We start from the raw sequence: 17,099 nt of genomic DNA on the forward strand, positions 1-17,099 counted from the left end.
GGGTCATTCCTCGACGCGGCGCGCGTTGGCGGGGAGCACCACGTCGAGGGCCTCGCCCTTGGGCTTGGCCTCCTTGCCGCGCCGGACGACGACCGAGGCCAGGATCTGCTCCCACTCACCGGCCTCGTCGACCTCGACGGCCGGACGACCGAGGAGGGTGGCGCGCAGCATCCAACGCGGACCGTTGACACCGATGATGCGCGAGGGCTGCACCCCGGCCTGGCCATCGGGGAGCTCGACCTGCATCTGGCAGAGCAGCTCCGGACCCCAGGGCCCCTCCCGATCGGACGTCACGCCGCCACGCTGGGCGACGTCGGCACGGAGCATGGGCAGCGCCTCGGACCAGAGGTCACCGTTGCGCGGCGCGGCGAACGCCCGGAGCTCGAGCGCGCCGTCCTCCGCGGCGAGCAGCACGGACGCGATCGCGCCCGTCGCCTCGTCCACTTGCAGGCGCAGCTCCTTGCCGGGAGCGGGCGCGACGAGCAGCGACCCGAGGTCGACCCAGTCGTCGTCGACGAGGGCCTCAGGCGCCTCCTCGGCGTCGTACGGGCCCGCGGGGACCACCTCGTCGGCGGTCTCCGGCGCGGCGGCCTCCGGGGCCTCGGTGGCCTTCGTGGACTTGCGTCGGAACATCGATGCTCTCTCGTGGGCTCGTCGGACGGGATGGTGATCGGGACGCTGGCACAGCCGGTGACCGTCGTGGTCAACCGCGGGAGAATCCTCCCGTAGAACCGTATCCCCCGGCGCCTCGGACGGACTCGGGCAGTGCCTCGACCTCGACGAACCGGGCACGCTCCACCCGCTGGATCACGAGCTGGGCGATGCGGTCACCCCGGCGGAGCCGGATCGTGTCGGCGGGGTCGAGATTGATGAGCAGCACCTTGATCTCGCCGCGGTAGCCCGCGTCGACCGTCCCCGGCGTGTTGACGATCGAGAGCCCGTGGCGCGCGGCGAGCCCCGAGCGCGGGTGAACGAGCGCGACGAACCCCTCCGGGAGCGCGATCGCCACGCCGGTCGGGACCAGGCACCGCTCCCCCGGCGCGAGCGTGACGTCGACGGCGGTCAGCAGGTCGGCGCCCGCGTCGCCCGGGTGGGCGTAGGCCGGGGGCGGCAGCTCGGCATCGAGGCGCAGCAGAGCGATCTCCAGGGCGTGGGAGGAGTCGGTCCGGGCATGGGTGCGCGCGTCGGTCTGGGCCACTGCGGGACCCTATCGCGCGGCGCCGACAGCGGGATGAAAAACTCTCCGCCGTGAGCACCCCCGCGTACGACGAGCGCCTCCACGTGCCGCTGCGCTGGTGGGTGCAGGGCGTCATGTTCCTGGCGACGGTGTGGATCGCCGTGATCCTGTGGGTGCCCGAGGGTTTGGCCTGGGGCATCACCGCCGCGCTGGTCGCGCTCTTCGTGACCGCGATGCTGGCCTACGGCTCGCCGCGGATCACCGTCGTCGACGGTGTCCTGCACGCCGGTCGGGCCCGCATCGAGGCGGCGTACGTCGGCGCCGCGGAGCCGCTCGACGCCGAGGCCGCCCGACGGGTGGCCGGCCGCGAGGCCGACGCGCGGGCGTTCCTGCTGCTCCGGCCCTACCTCAAGCGCGCCGTCAAGGTCGAGATCACCGACCCGGCCGACCCGGCGCCGTACTGGCTCCTCGCCACGCGCCACCCACGCAGCCTGGCCGACGCGATCGCCGGGCTCGCCGGCCGGCCGGCGGACTCGTCGCACTGAGGCCGACGCCGTCCCGCCGGGCCGGCGACCCACGTTCGTCAGCACGGCGAGCCTGACACCGCCCTCCTCGGCTCGGGACCCTTATAGGGTGGAGCCATGTCGAAGGATGCGAAGGGCTCGAAGATCTGGGCTGTCCTCTCGCTGGTCTCGGCGCTGGGCGCGGCCTCCGTGGCCCGCAAGGCGCTCGACACCGGCTGGAAGGCTGCGACCGGTCGCAAGCCCCCTCAGAACCCGGCCGATCCCGACGTGCAGGTCTGGGAGGCCGTCGCCTGGGCGACCGTCACCGGCGCCACGGTCGCCCTCGCCCGCATGTTCGCGCAGCGCCGCGCGGCCACCTACTACGTCAAGTCGACCGGCCACCTGCCCAAGCAGCTGGAGAAGGACGACAAGTAGTCCCAGGAGTGCATGAGGCCGCACGGACCGACGGTCCGTGCGGCCTTTCGCACGTGTCGCGTTCGCTGCCCGACCCGGGATGCGCCCTCACCCGCCGGCGCCCACTCGGGGCTACTGCGCTCACGCGCAGTCGAAGCAGATCATCCTCTTCGCGTCCGCCAGCTGGCTGCGGTGGTGGACGAGGAAGCAGCTCATGCAGGTGAACTCGTCCTCCTGCTTCGGCTTGACCTCCACCGCGAGCTCCTCGTGGGAGAGGTCGGCGCCCGGGAGCTCGAAGGACTCCGCGGCCTCGGCCTCGTCCTCGTCGACCTTGCCCGAGTTCTTGTCGTGACGCCGGGCCTTGAGCTCCTCGATGCTCTCCTCGGACTGGTCCTCTTCGTTCTTACGCGGTGCGTCGTAGTCCGTCGCCATGCGCCACTCCCCTTTTCGCTCATCATCCCCCGCGACCCCCGAGGGTCACGGCACGGGCCGAGATTGTGCACCATCGGCACTCGTTTCGCACACCAGATCGGCAATGCGACGCGTGAACGTCTGGTGACCGGACGCTATTCCCCCTTTTCGGGGTAAATATGAGTGGGGCCGACCACGATGCGGACGGTGTGCGTGACAGCCGTCCCACGCTCACGCCGGCGGCGTGTCACGGGGCGCTCCTGGCGCGAAGAGGCCGGCGTCGACGGCCGCCGCCCGCAGCTCCTCGAAGCCGTGCTCCGGGGCGCAGACGACGAGTCGGGTCCCGCTCGCGCCGGTGGTCACCTCCCAGCGCGCACCGGCCCCTTCGGCGATCAGGCAGGCGGCCGCGTGGTCCCACGCGTGCAGCCCCTCCTCGACGTAGCCGTCGACGGTGCCGTCGGCGACGCTGCACAGGTCGAGCGCGGCCGCGCCGATCCGGCGGACGTCCCGGATCCGCGGCAGCAGGCGCACCATCGCCCGTGCCTGCAGCTCGCGCAGGCGGGCGTCGTAGGAGAATCCCGTGGCGATGAGCCGCTGGGCGAGCTCGGCCGGCGGGCGTACGCCGAGCGGCGCACCGTCCTTGGTCGACTCGACGCTCCCATCGGGGCGGACATGGGCGGCGTACTCGACGTCATGGGGTACGTCGACGACGACCCCGGCGACGACCCGACCGCCCACCTCCGCGGCGATCGAGACCGCGTAGCGCGGGATGCCGTAGAGGAAGTTGACGGTCCCGTCGATCGGGTCGACGACCCACCGGACCTCCGCGGCGTCGACGCCCGAGCCGGCGCGCTCGCCACCCTCCTCACCGAGGAACGCGTCGCCGGGCCGGACGGCCAGGATCCGCTGCCGGATCAGCGCCTCGGTAGCGCGGTCGGCCTCCGTGACGACATCGGTCGGACTGGACTTCGTCGCCGCGACGGAGACGACGCCGGCGGCGCGCTCGCGCACCAGCGCGGCGGCCTCGCGTGCCACCTCGCGTGCGAGACCGAGGAGCGTCACGGGCGACGCCGCTGACGGGATCACTGGGCCGCGTCCGCGCGCTGGGGTGAGTCCTCGCCCGCGAGGGTCGGCTTGTCGGCCCTCGCGTTGAAGCAGCAGCCGGCCGGACACCGGTCCCAGAGCGCGCCGAACTCACCGACGCTGTTGCGTGTGACCTCCTCGCCGCGCTCGACGGCGGCGCGCTCGAGGACGAGGTCCCGCACCGCGGCGACGAACCGCGGGTCGTCGCCGGCAGTGGCGCTGCGTCGTGCCTGCATCCCGAGCCGCTCGCAGGTCGCGAGCGCCTCGGTGTCGAGGTCGTAGATGACCTCCATGTGGTCGGAGACGAAGCCGACCGGACAGAGCACGACGGCAGTCGTGCCGCGCGCGTGCAGCTCCTCCAGGTGATCGTTGACGTCCGGCTCGAGCCACGGGATGTGCGCGGCGCCCGAGCGGCTGCAGTAGACGAGGTCCCAGTCGTGCGCCACACCCGTCTCGGTCGCCACGCGGTCCGCGACCACACGGGAGACGTCGAGGTGCTGGGCGACGTAGGCCCCGCCCGCGCCGGGACGGCCGCTGGCGTCGTTCATGACCGTCGGGATCGAGTGGGTCACGAAGACGATCCGCGCGGCCGCGCGCTGGTCCTCCGGCAGATCGGCGAGCGCCGAGAGCACTCCGTCGACCACCGGCTCGATGAAGCCGGGGTGGTTGAAGTAGTGCCGCAGCTTGTCGAGCACGGGTGCGGCGCTCACGTTCCCGTCGCCGACCGCCTCGGCGGCGTCGAAGAGGTTCTCGCGGTACTGCCGGCAGGAGGAGTAGGAGGCGTACGCGCTGGTGGTGAAGACCGCCGCTCGGCGTACACCGTCCGCCTTCATCTGCGCCAGCGTGTCGGTGAGGTAGGGGTCCCAGTTGCGGTTGCCCCAGTAGACCGGAAGGTCGACCCCGGCCTCCTTCAGGTCGGCCCGCAGGGCCGCCAGGAAGGCCCGGTTCTGGTCGTTGATCGGCGACTTCCCGCCGAAGCCGAAGTAGTGCTGTCCCACCTCGACCAGGCGCTCTCGCGGGATGCCGCGGCCACGGGTGACGTTCTCCAGGAAGGGGACGACGTCCTCGGGCTTCTCGGGGCCCCCGAAGGAGAGGAGGAGCAGTGCGTCGTACGGCGAGACGTCCGTGCCGGTGGTCGGGGCGGTCGAGGGATCACTCACGCGTCCATCGTATTTCAGCGTCCTCGTGCCTGCGTCCCGGGGCACGCGCGACCGGCTACTCCACGACCGAGGAGTAGGCCACGACCCCACGCTTGAGCCGGTCGACGACGTCGCGCGCCGTCTTCCGCAGGGGTGCGTCGCCGGCCGCGTCGGCGACCTGGCCGGCCAGGTCGACCAGCTGCTTCATCCAGCGCACGAAGTCACCGGCCGCGAGCTCCACCATGCCGAGGACGTCGTCGAGCTCGTCGCCTTCCGCCCAGCGGTAGGCCGCCCAGGCGAAGCCGAGGTCGGGCTGGCGGAGGAAGTCGAGCCGGTGTTCGCGCTCGAGCGCGTCCAGGTCAGCCCAGATCCGCACCATCTCGCCGATGACGTCGCGGATCCGGCCGCCGGGCACGCGCGGCGGCGAGGCGTCGTCGGCCCGCCGCGCCTCGAAGACCAGCGTTGAGAGCGCCGCGGCCAGCTCGCTCGGCGTCAGGTCGTCCCACAGGCCCGCGCGGAGCGCCTCGGCGGCAACAAGGTCCATCTCGGAGTAGAGCCGCATGAGGTGACGGCCCTGGTCGGTCACCTTCTCGTCACCACGGTCGCCGGCGAGGTAGCCGAGCGCCGTGAGCACCTCGCAGACCCGGTCGAACTGGCGCGCGACGGTGTTGGTCCGCGACTCCACGCGCCGCTTCAAAGTGGCGGTGTCGCGCTCGAGCCGGAAGTACCTCTCCGCCCACCGGGCGTGGTCCTCGCGGTCGGGACAGCCGTGGCAGGGGTGTGCCTTGAGCCTGCGGCGGAGCTCCGCGATCTCGGCATCGACCGCGCTCAGCCGCTGACCGCCGCGGCCGCCACGCCCCTCGTAGGGGACCGGGCGAAGGTCGCGGGTGCGCTCACGCAGGTGGGCGGCGAGGTCGCGCCGCATCTGCGGGTTGCGGCCGTTGAACGACTTCGGCACCCGCAGCCTGGTCTGCGCCGCCACCGGCTGGTTGAAGTCGACCAGCGCGAGACGACGCGCCTGCCGGTCGAGGGTCACGACGTAGGGGCGGGGGGTCTCCGGGTCGTGTCCGGGGTCGATGACGACGGCGTAGCCGGCGAACTTCCCGGTCGGGACGTCGATGACGTCGCCGGGCCGCAGACGGCCGAGCGACTCGACGATCTCCTCGCGCCGGTCGGCGCGGCGCTCGCGCGAGGCGTTCTTCTCGACGTCGCTGATGCGACGACGCAGCGCGGCGTACTCCATGAAGTCGCCCTTGTCGCAGGTCGCCGCCTCCTTGTAGCCCTCGAGCGCGTCCTCGGCCTTGCGGACCTGCCGTGCGAGCCCCACCACGGCCTTGTCGGCCTGGAACTGCGCGAACGACTGCTCCAGCAGCTCGCGCGAACGCGGCCGACCGAACTGGTGGACCAGGTTGACCGCCATGTTGTACGACGGCCGGAAGCTGCTCCGCAGCGGGTAGGTGCGGGTGGAGGCGAGTCCGGCGAGCTCGCGCGGGTTCATCCCGGGCTGCCAGAGCACGACCCCGTGTCCCTCGACGTCGAGGCCGCGGCGGCCGGCGCGGCCGACGAGCTGGGTGTACTCCCCCGGCGAGAGGTCGGCGTGGGTCTCGCCGTTCCACTTCGTCAGCTTCTCGATGACCACCGTGCGGGCCGGCATGTTGATGCCCAGGGCGAGCGTCTCGGTGGCGAAGACGGCCTTGATCAGGCCGCGCACGAAGAGCTCCTCGACCACCTGCTTGAAGGCGGGCAGCATGCCGGCGTGGTGGGCGGCGACGCCGCGGGTGAGTCCGTCGAGGAAGTCGTGGTAGCCCAGGACGTGCCGGTCCTCGGCAGGCAGGTCGGCGCAGGCCTCCTCGACGTAGTCGTAGATCGTGTCCCGCTCCGCCGGGGTGGTGAGCCGGATGTTGGCGGCAAGACACTGGGCGACGGCGGCGTCGCAGCCGACCCGGCTGAAGACGAAGACGATCGCGGGCAGCAGACCGTCCCGCTCGAGCGCGGTGATGACCTCGGTGCGGCTGGGGATCCAGACCCGGCGGCCGTTGCCGACGTTGCGCCGGCCGCCGCGCTTGTCACGTGGGCTGCGCCGGTCCTTGATCCGGCTCGACGCCCAGTCGTCGCGCGCGATCTTCATCAGCTCGCCGTTGACGGGGGCACCCTCCGTGACGAAGCCGGCGGCCGCGTCGACGTCGGAGGAGGCGAACAGGTCCGTGATCCGGCGACCGACCATGACATGTTGGTAGAGCGGCACGGGGCGCCGCTCCTCGATGATCGTCGTCGTCTCGCCACGCACGGTCGTCAGCCACTCGCCGAACTCCTCGGCGTTGGAGACCGTCGCCGAGAGCGAGACGACCGCGACCGACTCCGGGAGGTGGATGATGACCTCCTCCCAGACGGCGCCGCGGGAGCGGTCGGCGAGGTAGTGCACCTCGTCCATGACCACGAACCCGAGGCCGAGGAGCGTCGAGGAGCCGGCGTAGAGCATGTTGCGCAGGACCTCGGTGGTCATCACGACGACGGGGGCCTCGCCGTTGACGACGTTGTCACCGGTCAGCAGGCCGACCTGGTCGGGACCGTAGCGTCTCACCAGGTCGTGGTACTTCTGGTTGGACAGCGCCTTGATGGGTGTCGTGTAGAACGCCTTGCGCCCGGTGGCCAGCGCGAGGTGGATGGCGAACTCCCCCACGATCGTCTTCCCCGAGCCGGTCGGTGCCGCGACGAGCACGCCCTTGCCGTCCTCGATCTCGGCGCAGGCCTCGAGCTGGAAGGTGTCGAGCGGGAAGTCGTAGAGGGCGGTGAAGTCCTTGAGCACCGGGTGGGACTTGGTGCGCTGGAACTCGGCGTACCTCTCGGCGGGACTCTGCGGTGCCGACGACGCGTCCATGACCTCGAGCCTACGTGAGAGGACCTACCTCAGAGCACGGGCCACGTGGGCGATCCAAGCGTCCTCGTCCTCCGGCCGGGAGCCGGCGTGTCGGCCGTTGCGGACGATCATCCGCTTGTCGGCGGCGGCGATGGCGTCGAAGAGCGCGAGCTGCCCGTCTCGCGGAAAGACCTCGTCCCGCCACTCGAGGTGGAACAGCACCGGGCACGTGATGGACCGGGCCGCGCGAAGGGATGTCTCCGGGACGTGGAGACCCGACGGCAGCGCCGGTCCCTGGACGAGTCCGTACTTCCCGAGCACGGCGGCGCGGAGGCGGGGGCCGAGCTCCGCTGCGAGGGGCAGGCCGTGGCGAGTCCCCATGGAAAGGCCGACGTAGGCCAGCCGGGCGTGATCGAGCGGCGCGAGCATGGACGCCCCATCGAGCGCGACCAGCCACTCGGCGACCGCTCTGCGCGCCACCGCAGCGGCGCCCTCCTGGATGACCGCGGACTGATAGTCGCCGTCCGCGGGTGCGCGATCGCCGTGATAGGGACCGTCGATGGCGAGGGCGGCGAGTCCGTGACGCCCGGCGAGCGCGGCCGCAAGGCGCACGAGACGCGCGGACCGCTTGTGGCCGCTGCCGCCGTGGCCGAGCAGCACGACCGGCATCGGGGCGTCGGGCTCGCGGGGCTCGGCGGGCGTCCACAGGACGCCGGCGACATCGAGCGGCGAGCGCGGGATCGCGAGCTCACGCTCCACGACCTCGCCCGGGTTCACACGAGCACCTCCACGGCACCGGCCACGCATTCGACCGTGAGCGGCAGCGCGCCGAGCCGCTCGCCGTCGGCGTAGGCGATGACGTTCGGCGCGGCGACCGTGACCGAGCGGACCCGAACCCGCTCGAAGGCGGGGTGGTTGACGTGCTGGCCGGTGCGCACCTGCGGGAAGACCTTGAGGAACTCCAGCTTCGAGGTGGGCTTGATGATGATGACGTCCAGGAGACCGTCGTCGGGCAGCGCCCCGGCGGGGATCTGCAGTCCGCCGCCGTAGGAGTCGGTGTTGGCCACGGCGAGCAGCATCGCGTCGACCCTCCGCTCCACGCCGTCGAGCGCGAGCGTGTAGGGCACGGCCGACCACCGCGGCAGCACCGAGAGCGTCGCGAGGGTGTAGCGCAGGTCGCCGTGCGGCCAGCGCATCGCGTTGGCGCGCTCGTTGACGGCGGCGTCGAAGCCGGCCGCCATGACCGTCGCGAACCAGCGCTCGCCGGTCCGCGCCAGGTCGATGCGGCGACCTGCGCCGCGCGCCACGACGTCGGCCGCCCCCAGTGGGTCCTCCCGTGGGATCCCGAGTGAGCGGGCGAAGTCGTTGCCGGTGCCGAGCGGGACCACGCCCAGGCGGGTGCTGGTCCCGGCGACCGCCTGCACGGCTTGATGGAGCATGCCGTCGCCACCGAGGGCGACCAGCGTGTCGACGCCGTCCGCGACGGCCTTGCGGGCCAGGTCGACCGACTCCTGCTCGTCCGCCCCGGCGAGCACCGTGACCTCGTGACCGGCGGCACGCAGACGCACGACGACCTCGTCCTGGACCCGGTGGGCATGGCCCCTCCCGGCGGCGGGATTGGTCAGCAGGGCGATGTCGCGCGTCACGCGCGGAACACTAGCGACTCAGGCGACCCCGAGCAGCACGGCGTACGACGACGGCGCCGCGCCGACCGAGCACGCGAGCCGGGAGACGGTGTCGAGGACCCGCTCGGCCACGAAGGCGCTGCCGGGTACGGCGAGGGTGAGGCGGGTGCCCCGCTCGACCAGGCAGACCTCGCCACGCCGCCAGGCCTGGTGGGCCGCGCGTCGCAGCCGCTCGTCCGCGACCGGTGACGGGTAGGCCTCGTCGACCGCGAGCAGGTCGCAGGCGAGCGGATCGTCGCCGCCGCGCAGCTCGCCGGCGACGAGGTGGCCCGTGTGGATCCCGGCCGGCGCCGACCAGACGACCTCCGTCGTGCCCAGCCAGTCGGGAAGGTCGAACGGGTCGACCTCCGCCCAGCCGGACTGCTCCCCCTGCTCCCCGGCGCGCGCGCCCGTCACCGGGCAGACCTCAGCGGGCGGGATGTCACAGGGCCGACGGCGTGTCGGGGTCGAGGCCGGCGTACCGCTTGCTGCGCGCCCGGCGCCGGTCGTTGACCCGTGCGATGACCTCCGAGACGAAGAACAGCAGCATCATCGGCACGGCCATGAAGGTCATCGTGAACGGGTCGGTCGACGGCGTCGCGGCAGCGGCGAAGACGAACACCCCGATCACGATCCAGGGCCGGTAGCGGGCCAGCGCCTTGCCGGGCAGAACGCCGACCCGGTTCAGCAGGACCACGAAGACCGGGATCTCGAATGCGATGCCGAAGACCAGCAGCGTGCGGCTGAAGAACGAGAGGTACTCGTTGAACTCGACGAGATTGGTCAGCCCGGAGTGGGTGAAGCCGATCAGGATCTCGACGCCCTTGGGCAGGGTGACGTAGCCGAGCACGACCCCCGCCAGGAAGAGCGGTCCGGCGATCGCGAAGAAGATCCGCGACCAGCGCTTCTCCTGCGGGTGCAGGCCGGGCAGGATGAACGCCCAGATCTGGTAGAGCCAGAGCGGACTGGTCCCGATCAGCGCGGCGAGCCCGCAGAGCTTGAGGTAGGACATGAAGCCGCCGGCGACCCCACTGGTCGTGCCGAGCGTGCGGTTCTCGCCCAGGTCGCGGCGGGCCTGGAGGTAGGGCTCCCACACGAGGTGGAAGAGCTGATCGTAGAAGAAGAGCGCGGCGATGAACCCGGCGACGATGACGAGTGCCGCCTTGAGGATTCGCGCGCGCAGCTCACGCAGGTGGTCGGAGAGAGCCATGCGCCCGTCCGCCCCGATGGGGTGGACAGGCTTGCCACGGAAGAGACCGACGACGCCCGTGATGGACAAACGTCGCCTCCGCTCAGACGGAGCCGCCGTTGAGGCGCTCGCGCTCCGCGTCGAGCTCCGCCTGGCGCTGCTCCAGCTCCGCCCTCTTGGCCTCGACCTCGGGCGAGGCCAGCTCCGGCGTCGCGAGCTTCGCCTTCTCGTCCTCCTCCTTCAGACCGCGGGTCTCGGCCTTGAAGATGCGCAGCGCCTGGCCGGTCCCCCGAGCGAGGTCAGGCAGCTTCGCGGCGCCGAACACGAGCACGACGATCGCCAGGATCACGAGCCACTCGGCTCCCTGGGGCATGCCAATCAGTGGAGACATCAGATCAACCTTTCGGGGGGTACTCCGACGAGTCTACGCGTCGGCGTCGTACAGCTTGAGGGCTTGGGCGGCGCTGGCCGCAAACGTTTCGGTGAACTCCGGGTGTGAGACAACGGTGGCGTACGGCGCGAGCCTCAGCAGCAGCCGGACCAACCAGCGCGGATCGGCCACGTGGAGCTCGACCTCGACCCGCCCGTCGTCGAGCGGACGCACCGCGATGGGGGCGTAGTACTCCGTCACCCAGCGCGCCTCCGGGGCCAGCCGCAACGTGACGACCTGGACGTCGTCGCCCTGGGCGAAGAAGCCGTCGGCCAGGCTGCGCGGCGCCTGGGGTGCGGTGGTGATCGGCGCGTCGAGCACCTCGAGCGCGCCGATCCGGTCGAGTCGGAAGCTGCGCGGCGCCTCGGCGCTGTGGCACCACGCGTCGAGGTAGTCGACGCCTTGATGGGTGACCACGCCGCGGGGATCGACGACCCGCTCGGACTCCTCGTCCCGGCTCGGCACCCAATAGCGCAGCCGCACCTGCCGACGGTCAGCGACCGCACGCTCGAGCGTGGTCCGCAGGCGCGCGAGCTCGGGGTCGAGCACGTCCTCGCCCGGATCGACGCGGGCGGCCGTCTCCGCGCCCGCAGCCCCCTCCGCCGCCGCGTGCTCCAGCTTCGCCAGGGCGCGGTCGATGACCTCGCGGGTGTCGTCGCTGACCGCGCCGCTGCGGAGCGCCCGCAGGGCGACGATGACCGCGGTCGCCTCCGTCGGGGTGAGCCGCAGCGGCCGGGCCAGGTAGTCGGCGTTGGAGACCCGGATCACGCGGTCCCCGTCGGGGTCGACGAGCGCGTCGATGTCGACGTCGATCAGGTCGTCGGGATAACCGCCGGGCAGCCCGCAGAGGAAGAGCACCCGCAGGTCCTTCACCAGCGTGCGCTCCGGCACGCCCAGGTCGCGCGCCGCCTCGTCGAGGCGGACCGAGCCGGCGCCCTTGGCGTGGAGATAGGGCACCAGCGCGAGCAGCCGGCCGACCTGCTCCTTCGCACCGCTGGCGGTCGGGCGGCTCATCGGGCCACCACCGCGCGGAGCCGGTCGACGACCTGGCGGCGGAGCTCCAACGGCTCCTCGACGTAGGCGTCGACACCATGCGCCAGGACCTCGCCGGCGAGGTCGTAGGGCAGCCGGGTCAGCACCAGCCGGTCCCAGTCGGTCGTCCCGTCCGGGCCGGCGACGGCGTACTCCACCTCTTCAGCGGTACGGCGCAACGCATGCCCCGCGCCCCGGCGCACCAGCAGCGTGACGCGCCCGGTGGGCGGTGCGGGCGCGAGGGTGCGGGCGATCGCGCGTACGTCGGTGCCCTCGGGCACCTCGAAGGCCCCGGGCTCGCTGACGATGCGCGCGTCGCCGACGACCCGGGAGAGCCGGAAGATGCGGGTCCCGGCGCGGTCGGTGTCGTGCCCGACGGCGTACCACCGGCCCGCGTAGCGGGCGACGCCCCAGGGTTGGAGGTGGCGTGTCGTCGCGTCGGCGCCGCGGGAGGTGCGGTAGCCGAACTCGACCTCGCTTCGGTCCTGCGTCGCCTGCAGGAAGGTGTCGAACGAGCCTTCCTCCGCCGAGAGCCGTGGCGAGGCGATCTCGAGGGCGCTGACATCCACCTCGACGCCGGCCGCGGTCAGCTTGCGGACCGCCTCGCTCGTCGCCTCCGCCATCGAGGCGTGCTCCCACACCCGGGTGGCGAGGCCGATGACGGCCGCCTCGTCGGCGGTGAGGCTGATCGGCGGCAGCGCGAACTGCTCCGGACTGATCCGGTAGCCCTGCTCGTCCTCGAAGAGCGGGTCGATCGAGCCCAGCTCGATCGGGACGCCGAGGCTGCGGAGCTCCTCCTTGTCCCGCTCGAACATCTTCTCGAAGGCCTCGTCGGACGACGCCGGGTAGAGCACGTCGCGGATGCGGTCCTTCGTGACGTAGCCGCGCTGGACGAGCAGCATGATGAGGAGGTTCATCAGCCGCTCGGTCTTGGCCGCCGCCATCAGCTCACCACCTTCGGAACGTCACTGGCCCTGGGTGCTGGAGCTGGCCGGGGTCTTCTTCGCCGAGACGATGTCGATGACGAAGTAGAGCGTGCTGTTGGCCGGGATGCCGGCGTGGCCCTTGGCGTTCGGCTTCTGCGCCTTGGCGCCGTAGCCGAGGGCCGGGGGGATCTGCAGCAGGACACGGCTGCCGACCTTGAGCCCCTCGAGACCGTAGGTCCAGCCGGGCACGACGTTGGCCAGGGGGAACGGCACCGGCTTCGCCGAATAGCTCTCGTCGAACGGCTTCGACGCGCCGTAGGTCATGCCGAGGTAGTTGGCGGTGACCGTCATGTCCTGGGTGACGGTCTTGCCGGTGCCCTTCTTCACGACCGCCCGCAGCAGCGAGCCGTCGGCGGACGGCTTGCTGACGCCGGAGAAGGAGAAGCCGGACGGCTTGCCGCCCTTCTGCTGCAGGCGCGGGAGCTTGCTCGCCGAGACGTCCTTCGGCGTCGGATCGGCGACGATGTCGGCGACGACCACCAGGGCGTCGTGGTTGCCGATGCCGTACTGAGAGGCGTCACCCGAGCCGAACACGTCCTCGGACTTCGCGATCACCGCCCGCCGGTCGCCGACGCGAGCGCCGTCGAGGAGCTGCTTGAACACGTCGCCCATCGAGGTCGCGATGGCCTCGGGCTGGGCGCTGGAGTAGCCCCAGTCCTTCGCCTCGGTGGTGCCGTCGCCGATGTAGAGCTCGGCCAGGGCCCCCTTGCCGCCGTCGGACGCCGGCGTCACCGCGACGCCGCTGCCCTTGACGAGCGTCCTGACCGACATCGTGCTCGGATAGGCCAGCGCGGCCTTCCACGTCAACGACGGCTTCTTGCCGACGTCACCGGAGATCGAGACGGCGTCGAAGCCGGACGCGGTCTTGTCGCCGTACCCGGTCTTGGTGCCGCCGCAGGCGACCAGAGCAGGGATCAGCAGGACAGGGACCAGTGCGCTGGCGGCACGACGGAGACGAGGCACGGTTCAACCTTCGAAACGGAGGAGCGAGGCGGTTCTCGGACAGCGACGCACACCCTATCCGGCGGCGCCGAGAGATCCTCACATGCCGTCGATGAGTCGCTGCACCCGCTCGTCGTAGGCCCGGAACGGGTCCTTGCAGAGCACCGTCCGCTGCGCCTGGTCGTTGAGCTTGAGGTGGACCCAGTCCACGGTGAAGTCGCGGCGACGCTCCTGCGCCTTCTTGATGAACTCGCCGCGCAGCCGCGCGCGGGTCGTCTGCGGCGGCACCGACTTGGCCTCGAAGATCTTCAGGTCCGAGGTCGCGCGTACGACGGCGCCGCGCTTCTCCAGCAGGTAGTAGAGCCCGCGACCGCGGTGGATGTCGTGGTAGGCCAGGTCGAGCTGGGCCACCCGCGGGTGACCGAGCGGCAGGCCGTGCTTGGCGCGGTAGCGCTCGATCAGCTTCCACTTGATCACCCAGTCGATCTCCCGGTCGACCAGCCCGAGGTCGTCGGACTCGACAGCCTTGAGACCGCGCTCCCACAGGTCGAGCGCCCGCTCGATCGTCGGGGTGCTGATCTGGCGGCGGTCGACGAAGTCGCGCGCCTTGGTGAGGTATTCCATCTGGATGTCGAGCGCGCTGGCCTCGCGGCCGTTGGCCAGGCGGACCTTGCGGCGGCCGGTCAGGTCGTGGGCGATCTCGCGGATGGCGCGGATGGGGTTCTCCATCGTGAGGTCGCGCATGACCACGCCCTCCTCGATCATCCGCAGCACGAGGTCACAGGACGCGATCTTCAGCATCGTCGTCGTCTCGGACATGTTGGAGTCGCCGACGATCACGTGGAGGCGGCGGTACTTCTCGGCGTCGGCGTGCGGCTCGTCGCGGGTGTTGATGATCGGGCGGCTGCGGGTGGTCGCGCTGCTGACGCCCTCCCAGATGTGCTCGGCGCGTTGCGACACCGCGAAGCCCGCGCCACGCGGCGTCTGGGTGACCTTGCCGGCGCCGACGATGAGCTGGCGGGTGACCAGGAACGGGATGAGCACGTCGGCGAGCCGGCTGAACTCGCCGGCCCGGCTGACCAGGTAGTTCTCGTGGCAGCCGTAGGAGTTGCCGGCGGAGTCGGTGTTGTTCTTGAACAGGTAGATCTCGCCCGCGATGCCCTCGTCGTGGAGCCGCTGCTCGGCGTCGAGCAGGAGGCCCTCGAGGATCCGCTCCCCCGCCTTGTCGTGGGTCACGGCCGCGACCACGTCGTCGCACTCAGGCGTGGCGTACTCCGGGTGGCTCCCCACGTCGAGGTAGAGCCGCGCGCCGTTGCGCAGGAACACGTTGCTGCTGCGGCCCCAGCTCACCACCTTGCGGAACAGGTAGCGCGCGACCTCGTCCGGGCTCAGCCGCCGCTGGCCGCGGAACGTGCACGTGACGCCGTACTCGTTCTCGATCCCGAAGATCCGCCGGTCCATGAGTCGACACTAGTCCGTCGCTGGGCGTCGCGGGTGGGACTCGCGGCAGGACAAGGGCCGAGTCGGCGTCCATGGACGCCGACTCGGCCCTCGAGGCGTGGACGGAACCGGCTCAGTCCAGCGGCGGAGCGATCGGCGGTTCGCCGCCGTCGCCGTCCGTGGGGGCCGGCGCCGAGGGCGAGGACGGGGGCTGCTCGCCCGGGGAGACCTCCGGCGCCGTGCTCTCCGGCTGACCCGCGGCCGCGGGCGCGGCGTCCGTGCCACGGTCACCGAGGATCTCGGTCAGGCGCGAGGGACGCACCCGGACGAACTTGCGCGGCTGGGTGCGGGTGCGGTCGAGGACCGCCACCTCGAGGTCGTCGACCGGGATCACCCGGTCGCCCGCGTCGCCGTGACCGAGCGCCGCGACCGCGAGCCGGATCGCGTCCTCGAGCGAGGCACCCTCGCTGAACCGCTCCTTGAGATAGCCCGACACGACGTCGGCGGCACCGCCCATGACGGCGTAGCCCTGCTCGTCGGCGACCATGCCCTCGAAGGTGAGGCGGAAGATCTGGTCTTCGGCCGGCGTGTCGCCGATCTCCGCGACGAAGATCTCCACCTCGTAGGGCTTCTCGCCGCCGCTGGAGAAGATGGTCCCCAGCGTCTGGGCGTAGGCGTTGGCCAGCCCGCGGCCGGTGACGTCGCGCCGGTCGTAGGCATAGCCGCGCATGTCGGCGAGCCGGACACCCGCGATGCGGAGGTTCTCGAACTCGTTGTAGCGACCGACCGCCGCGAAGGCGATCCGGTCGTAGATCTCGGAGACCTTGTGCAGGGCCGCGGAGGGGTTCTCGGAGACGAACACCACGCCGTCGGCGTAGTGGATCGCCACCAGCGAGCGCCCGCGCGAGACGCCCTTCCGGGCGAAGTCCGCCCGGTCCTTCATGAGCTGCTCGGGCGAGACGTAGAACGGAGTGCTCATCGGTTGGTCCCCCCGAGGTCGGCCGCAGGTCCGTCAGGTCGTTGCATCCGCCCGGCGACGACACGGTCGGCGATCGCCGACACCTCGTCCTCCGGGAGGCGCCGCCCACCGTCGCCGCTGATCACGTGGACGACCGGGAAGATCCGCCGGGTGAGGTCCGGCCCGCCCGTGGCGGAGTCGTCGTCGGCGGCGTCGTACAGCGCCTGCACCAGGGCCGTGACGACCGTCTCCTGGTCGAGGTCGGGACGGTAGAGCTTCTTCAGCGCGCCCTTGGCGAAGACGGACCCGGAGCCGACCGACGCGAAGCCGGTCTGCTCGTAGCGGCCGCCGGTGACGTCGTAGGAGAAGATCCGGCCGGCGTCGGTGTCGAGATCGAGCCCGACGAAGAGGGGGACGACGGCCAGTCCCTGCATCGCCATGCCGAGGTTGCCCCGGATGAGCGCCGAGAGCCGGTTGGCCTTGCCCTCGAGGGAGAGCGTGGTGCCCTCGATCTTCTCGTAGTGCTCGAGCTCGGTCTGGAAGAGCTTGACGAGCTCGATCGCCAGGCCCGCCGAGCCGGCGATGCCGACAGCGGTGTATTCGTCCGCGGGGAACACCTTCTGCATGTCGCGCTCGGCGATGAGGTTGCCCATCGTCGCGCGCCGGTCCCCCGCGATGACGACGCCGTCGGCGAACGTCGCCGCGACGATCGTGGTGCCGTGCGGCGCGAGGTCGCCGGCATTGCCACCCGCGCCGATCGGGGTCGTCCGACGCCCGGGCAGCAGGTCAGGCGAGTGGGAGGCGAGGAAGTCGCTGAACGACGACGTGCCCGGCGTCATATAAGCCGCCGGGATGCGCGGTTCGCTCATACGTC

General features: G+C 71.6%; 19 protein-coding genes. 2 read left to right on the forward strand and 17 right to left on the reverse strand.

Going from position 1 to position 17,099, the window contains the following annotated elements:
• Nucleotides 1-3: 3 nt before the first annotated feature.
• Both AB3X52_RS05455 and dut read right to left on the reverse strand, forming a co-directional pair.
• On the reverse strand, nucleotides 4-633 hold the full coding sequence (locus AB3X52_RS05455) for a DUF3710 domain-containing protein (protein WP_367992077.1): 630 nt from the start codon (nucleotides 631-633) through the stop codon (nucleotides 4-6).
• 70 nt (nucleotides 634-703) lie between these two features.
• The gene (gene dut / locus AB3X52_RS05460) at nucleotides 704-1,147 is read right to left on the reverse strand and encodes a dUTP diphosphatase (protein ID WP_437440536.1); all 444 of its coding nucleotides are present in this window, start codon (nucleotides 1,145-1,147) and stop codon (nucleotides 704-706) included.
• A gap of 101 nt (nucleotides 1,148-1,248) precedes the next feature.
• On the opposite strand from dut, the gene AB3X52_RS05465 reads away from it, so the two are divergent.
• Together AB3X52_RS05465 and AB3X52_RS05470 are read left to right on the forward strand one after the other, a co-directional pair.
• Nucleotides 1,249-1,722, forward strand: coding sequence for a DUF3093 domain-containing protein (locus AB3X52_RS05465; RefSeq protein WP_367992081.1), 474 nt, complete (start codon nucleotides 1,249-1,251; stop codon nucleotides 1,720-1,722).
• A 96-nt stretch (nucleotides 1,723-1,818) separates the two neighbouring features.
• The gene (locus AB3X52_RS05470; protein WP_367992083.1) at nucleotides 1,819-2,115 is read left to right on the forward strand and encodes a DUF4235 domain-containing protein; all 297 of its coding nucleotides are present in this window, start codon (nucleotides 1,819-1,821) and stop codon (nucleotides 2,113-2,115) included.
• A gap of 120 nt (nucleotides 2,116-2,235) precedes the next feature.
• Here the strand turns inward: AB3X52_RS05470 and AB3X52_RS05475 are convergent, their stop codons facing one another.
• The 15 genes from AB3X52_RS05475 to prcB all read right to left on the reverse strand — a co-directional run bounded on the left by AB3X52_RS05475 (nucleotide 2,236) and on the right by prcB (nucleotide 17,094).
• Nucleotides 2,236-2,526, reverse strand: coding sequence for a DUF4193 domain-containing protein (locus tag AB3X52_RS05475; protein WP_367992085.1), 291 nt, complete (start codon nucleotides 2,524-2,526; stop codon nucleotides 2,236-2,238).
• A 210-nt stretch (nucleotides 2,527-2,736) separates the two neighbouring features.
• On the reverse strand, nucleotides 2,737-3,567 hold the full coding sequence (locus AB3X52_RS05480) for an inositol monophosphatase family protein (RefSeq protein WP_367992087.1): 831 nt from the start codon (nucleotides 3,565-3,567) through the stop codon (nucleotides 2,737-2,739).
• A 20-nt stretch (nucleotides 3,568-3,587) separates the two neighbouring features.
• A complete protein-coding gene (locus AB3X52_RS05485) occupies nucleotides 3,588-4,748 on the reverse strand; it encodes a ferrochelatase (RefSeq protein ID WP_367992089.1) in 1,161 nt (386 codons plus the stop codon).
• A gap of 55 nt (nucleotides 4,749-4,803) precedes the next feature.
• On the reverse strand, nucleotides 4,804-7,605 hold the full coding sequence (locus tag AB3X52_RS05490; RefSeq protein ID WP_367992091.1) for a DEAD/DEAH box helicase: 2,802 nt from the start codon (nucleotides 7,603-7,605) through the stop codon (nucleotides 4,804-4,806).
• A 24-nt stretch (nucleotides 7,606-7,629) separates the two neighbouring features.
• On the reverse strand, nucleotides 7,630-8,361 hold the full coding sequence (locus AB3X52_RS05495; RefSeq protein WP_367992093.1) for a dienelactone hydrolase family protein: 732 nt from the start codon (nucleotides 8,359-8,361) through the stop codon (nucleotides 7,630-7,632).
• Entirely contained in the window at nucleotides 8,358-9,230 is an 873-nt protein-coding gene (locus tag AB3X52_RS05500) for a diacylglycerol/lipid kinase family protein (protein ID WP_367992095.1), read from the reverse strand. Before AB3X52_RS05500 ends, AB3X52_RS05495 begins: the two co-directional genes overlap by 4 nt.
• Nucleotides 9,231-9,248: 18 nt before the next feature.
• Nucleotides 9,249-9,665: a hypothetical protein gene (locus tag AB3X52_RS05505; RefSeq protein ID WP_367992097.1), complete on the reverse strand. Its 417-nt coding sequence runs from the start codon at nucleotides 9,663-9,665 to the stop codon at nucleotides 9,249-9,251.
• A gap of 25 nt (nucleotides 9,666-9,690) precedes the next feature.
• Nucleotides 9,691-10,458 carry a twin-arginine translocase subunit TatC gene (gene tatC, locus AB3X52_RS05510; RefSeq protein WP_367992099.1) on the reverse strand — a complete coding sequence of 256 codons (768 nt, stop codon included), beginning with the start codon at nucleotides 10,456-10,458 and terminating at the stop codon, nucleotides 9,691-9,693.
• Nucleotides 10,459-10,540: 82 nt separating this feature from the next.
• Nucleotides 10,541-10,810 carry a twin-arginine translocase TatA/TatE family subunit gene (gene tatA, locus AB3X52_RS05515; RefSeq protein ID WP_367992101.1) on the reverse strand — a complete coding sequence of 90 codons (270 nt, stop codon included), beginning with the start codon at nucleotides 10,808-10,810 and terminating at the stop codon, nucleotides 10,541-10,543.
• A 51-nt stretch (nucleotides 10,811-10,861) separates the two neighbouring features.
• Nucleotides 10,862-11,881: a helix-turn-helix transcriptional regulator gene (locus AB3X52_RS05520; RefSeq protein WP_367992103.1), complete on the reverse strand. Its 1,020-nt coding sequence runs from the start codon at nucleotides 11,879-11,881 to the stop codon at nucleotides 10,862-10,864.
• Complete coding sequence (locus AB3X52_RS05525) at nucleotides 11,878-12,843, reverse strand: helix-turn-helix transcriptional regulator (RefSeq protein ID WP_367992105.1); 966 nt, start codon at nucleotides 12,841-12,843, stop codon at nucleotides 11,878-11,880. The genes AB3X52_RS05520 and AB3X52_RS05525 overlap by 4 nt, the downstream gene beginning before the upstream one ends.
• Nucleotides 12,844-12,864: 21 nt before the next feature.
• The gene (locus AB3X52_RS05530) at nucleotides 12,865-13,848 is read right to left on the reverse strand and encodes an FKBP-type peptidyl-prolyl cis-trans isomerase (RefSeq protein ID WP_367992107.1); all 984 of its coding nucleotides are present in this window, start codon (nucleotides 13,846-13,848) and stop codon (nucleotides 12,865-12,867) included.
• Between the two features lie 78 nt (nucleotides 13,849-13,926).
• A complete protein-coding gene (gene pafA / locus AB3X52_RS05535) occupies nucleotides 13,927-15,288 on the reverse strand; it encodes a Pup--protein ligase (protein WP_367992109.1) in 1,362 nt (453 codons plus the stop codon).
• 112 nt (nucleotides 15,289-15,400) lie between these two features.
• Nucleotides 15,401-16,246: a proteasome subunit alpha gene (prcA, locus tag AB3X52_RS05540; protein WP_367992111.1), complete on the reverse strand. Its 846-nt coding sequence runs from the start codon at nucleotides 16,244-16,246 to the stop codon at nucleotides 15,401-15,403.
• Nucleotides 16,243-17,094 (reverse strand): proteasome subunit beta, encoded by an 852-nt coding sequence (gene prcB / locus AB3X52_RS05545; RefSeq protein ID WP_367992113.1) that lies wholly within the window; start codon nucleotides 17,092-17,094, stop codon nucleotides 16,243-16,245. The genes prcA and prcB overlap by 4 nt, the downstream gene beginning before the upstream one ends.
• Nucleotides 17,095-17,099 lie beyond the last annotated feature (5 nt).

It is taken from the genome of Nocardioides eburneus (assembly GCF_040838215.1).
GTDB classification, from domain to species: domain Bacteria; phylum Actinomycetota; class Actinomycetes; order Propionibacteriales; family Nocardioidaceae; genus Nocardioides; species Nocardioides eburneus.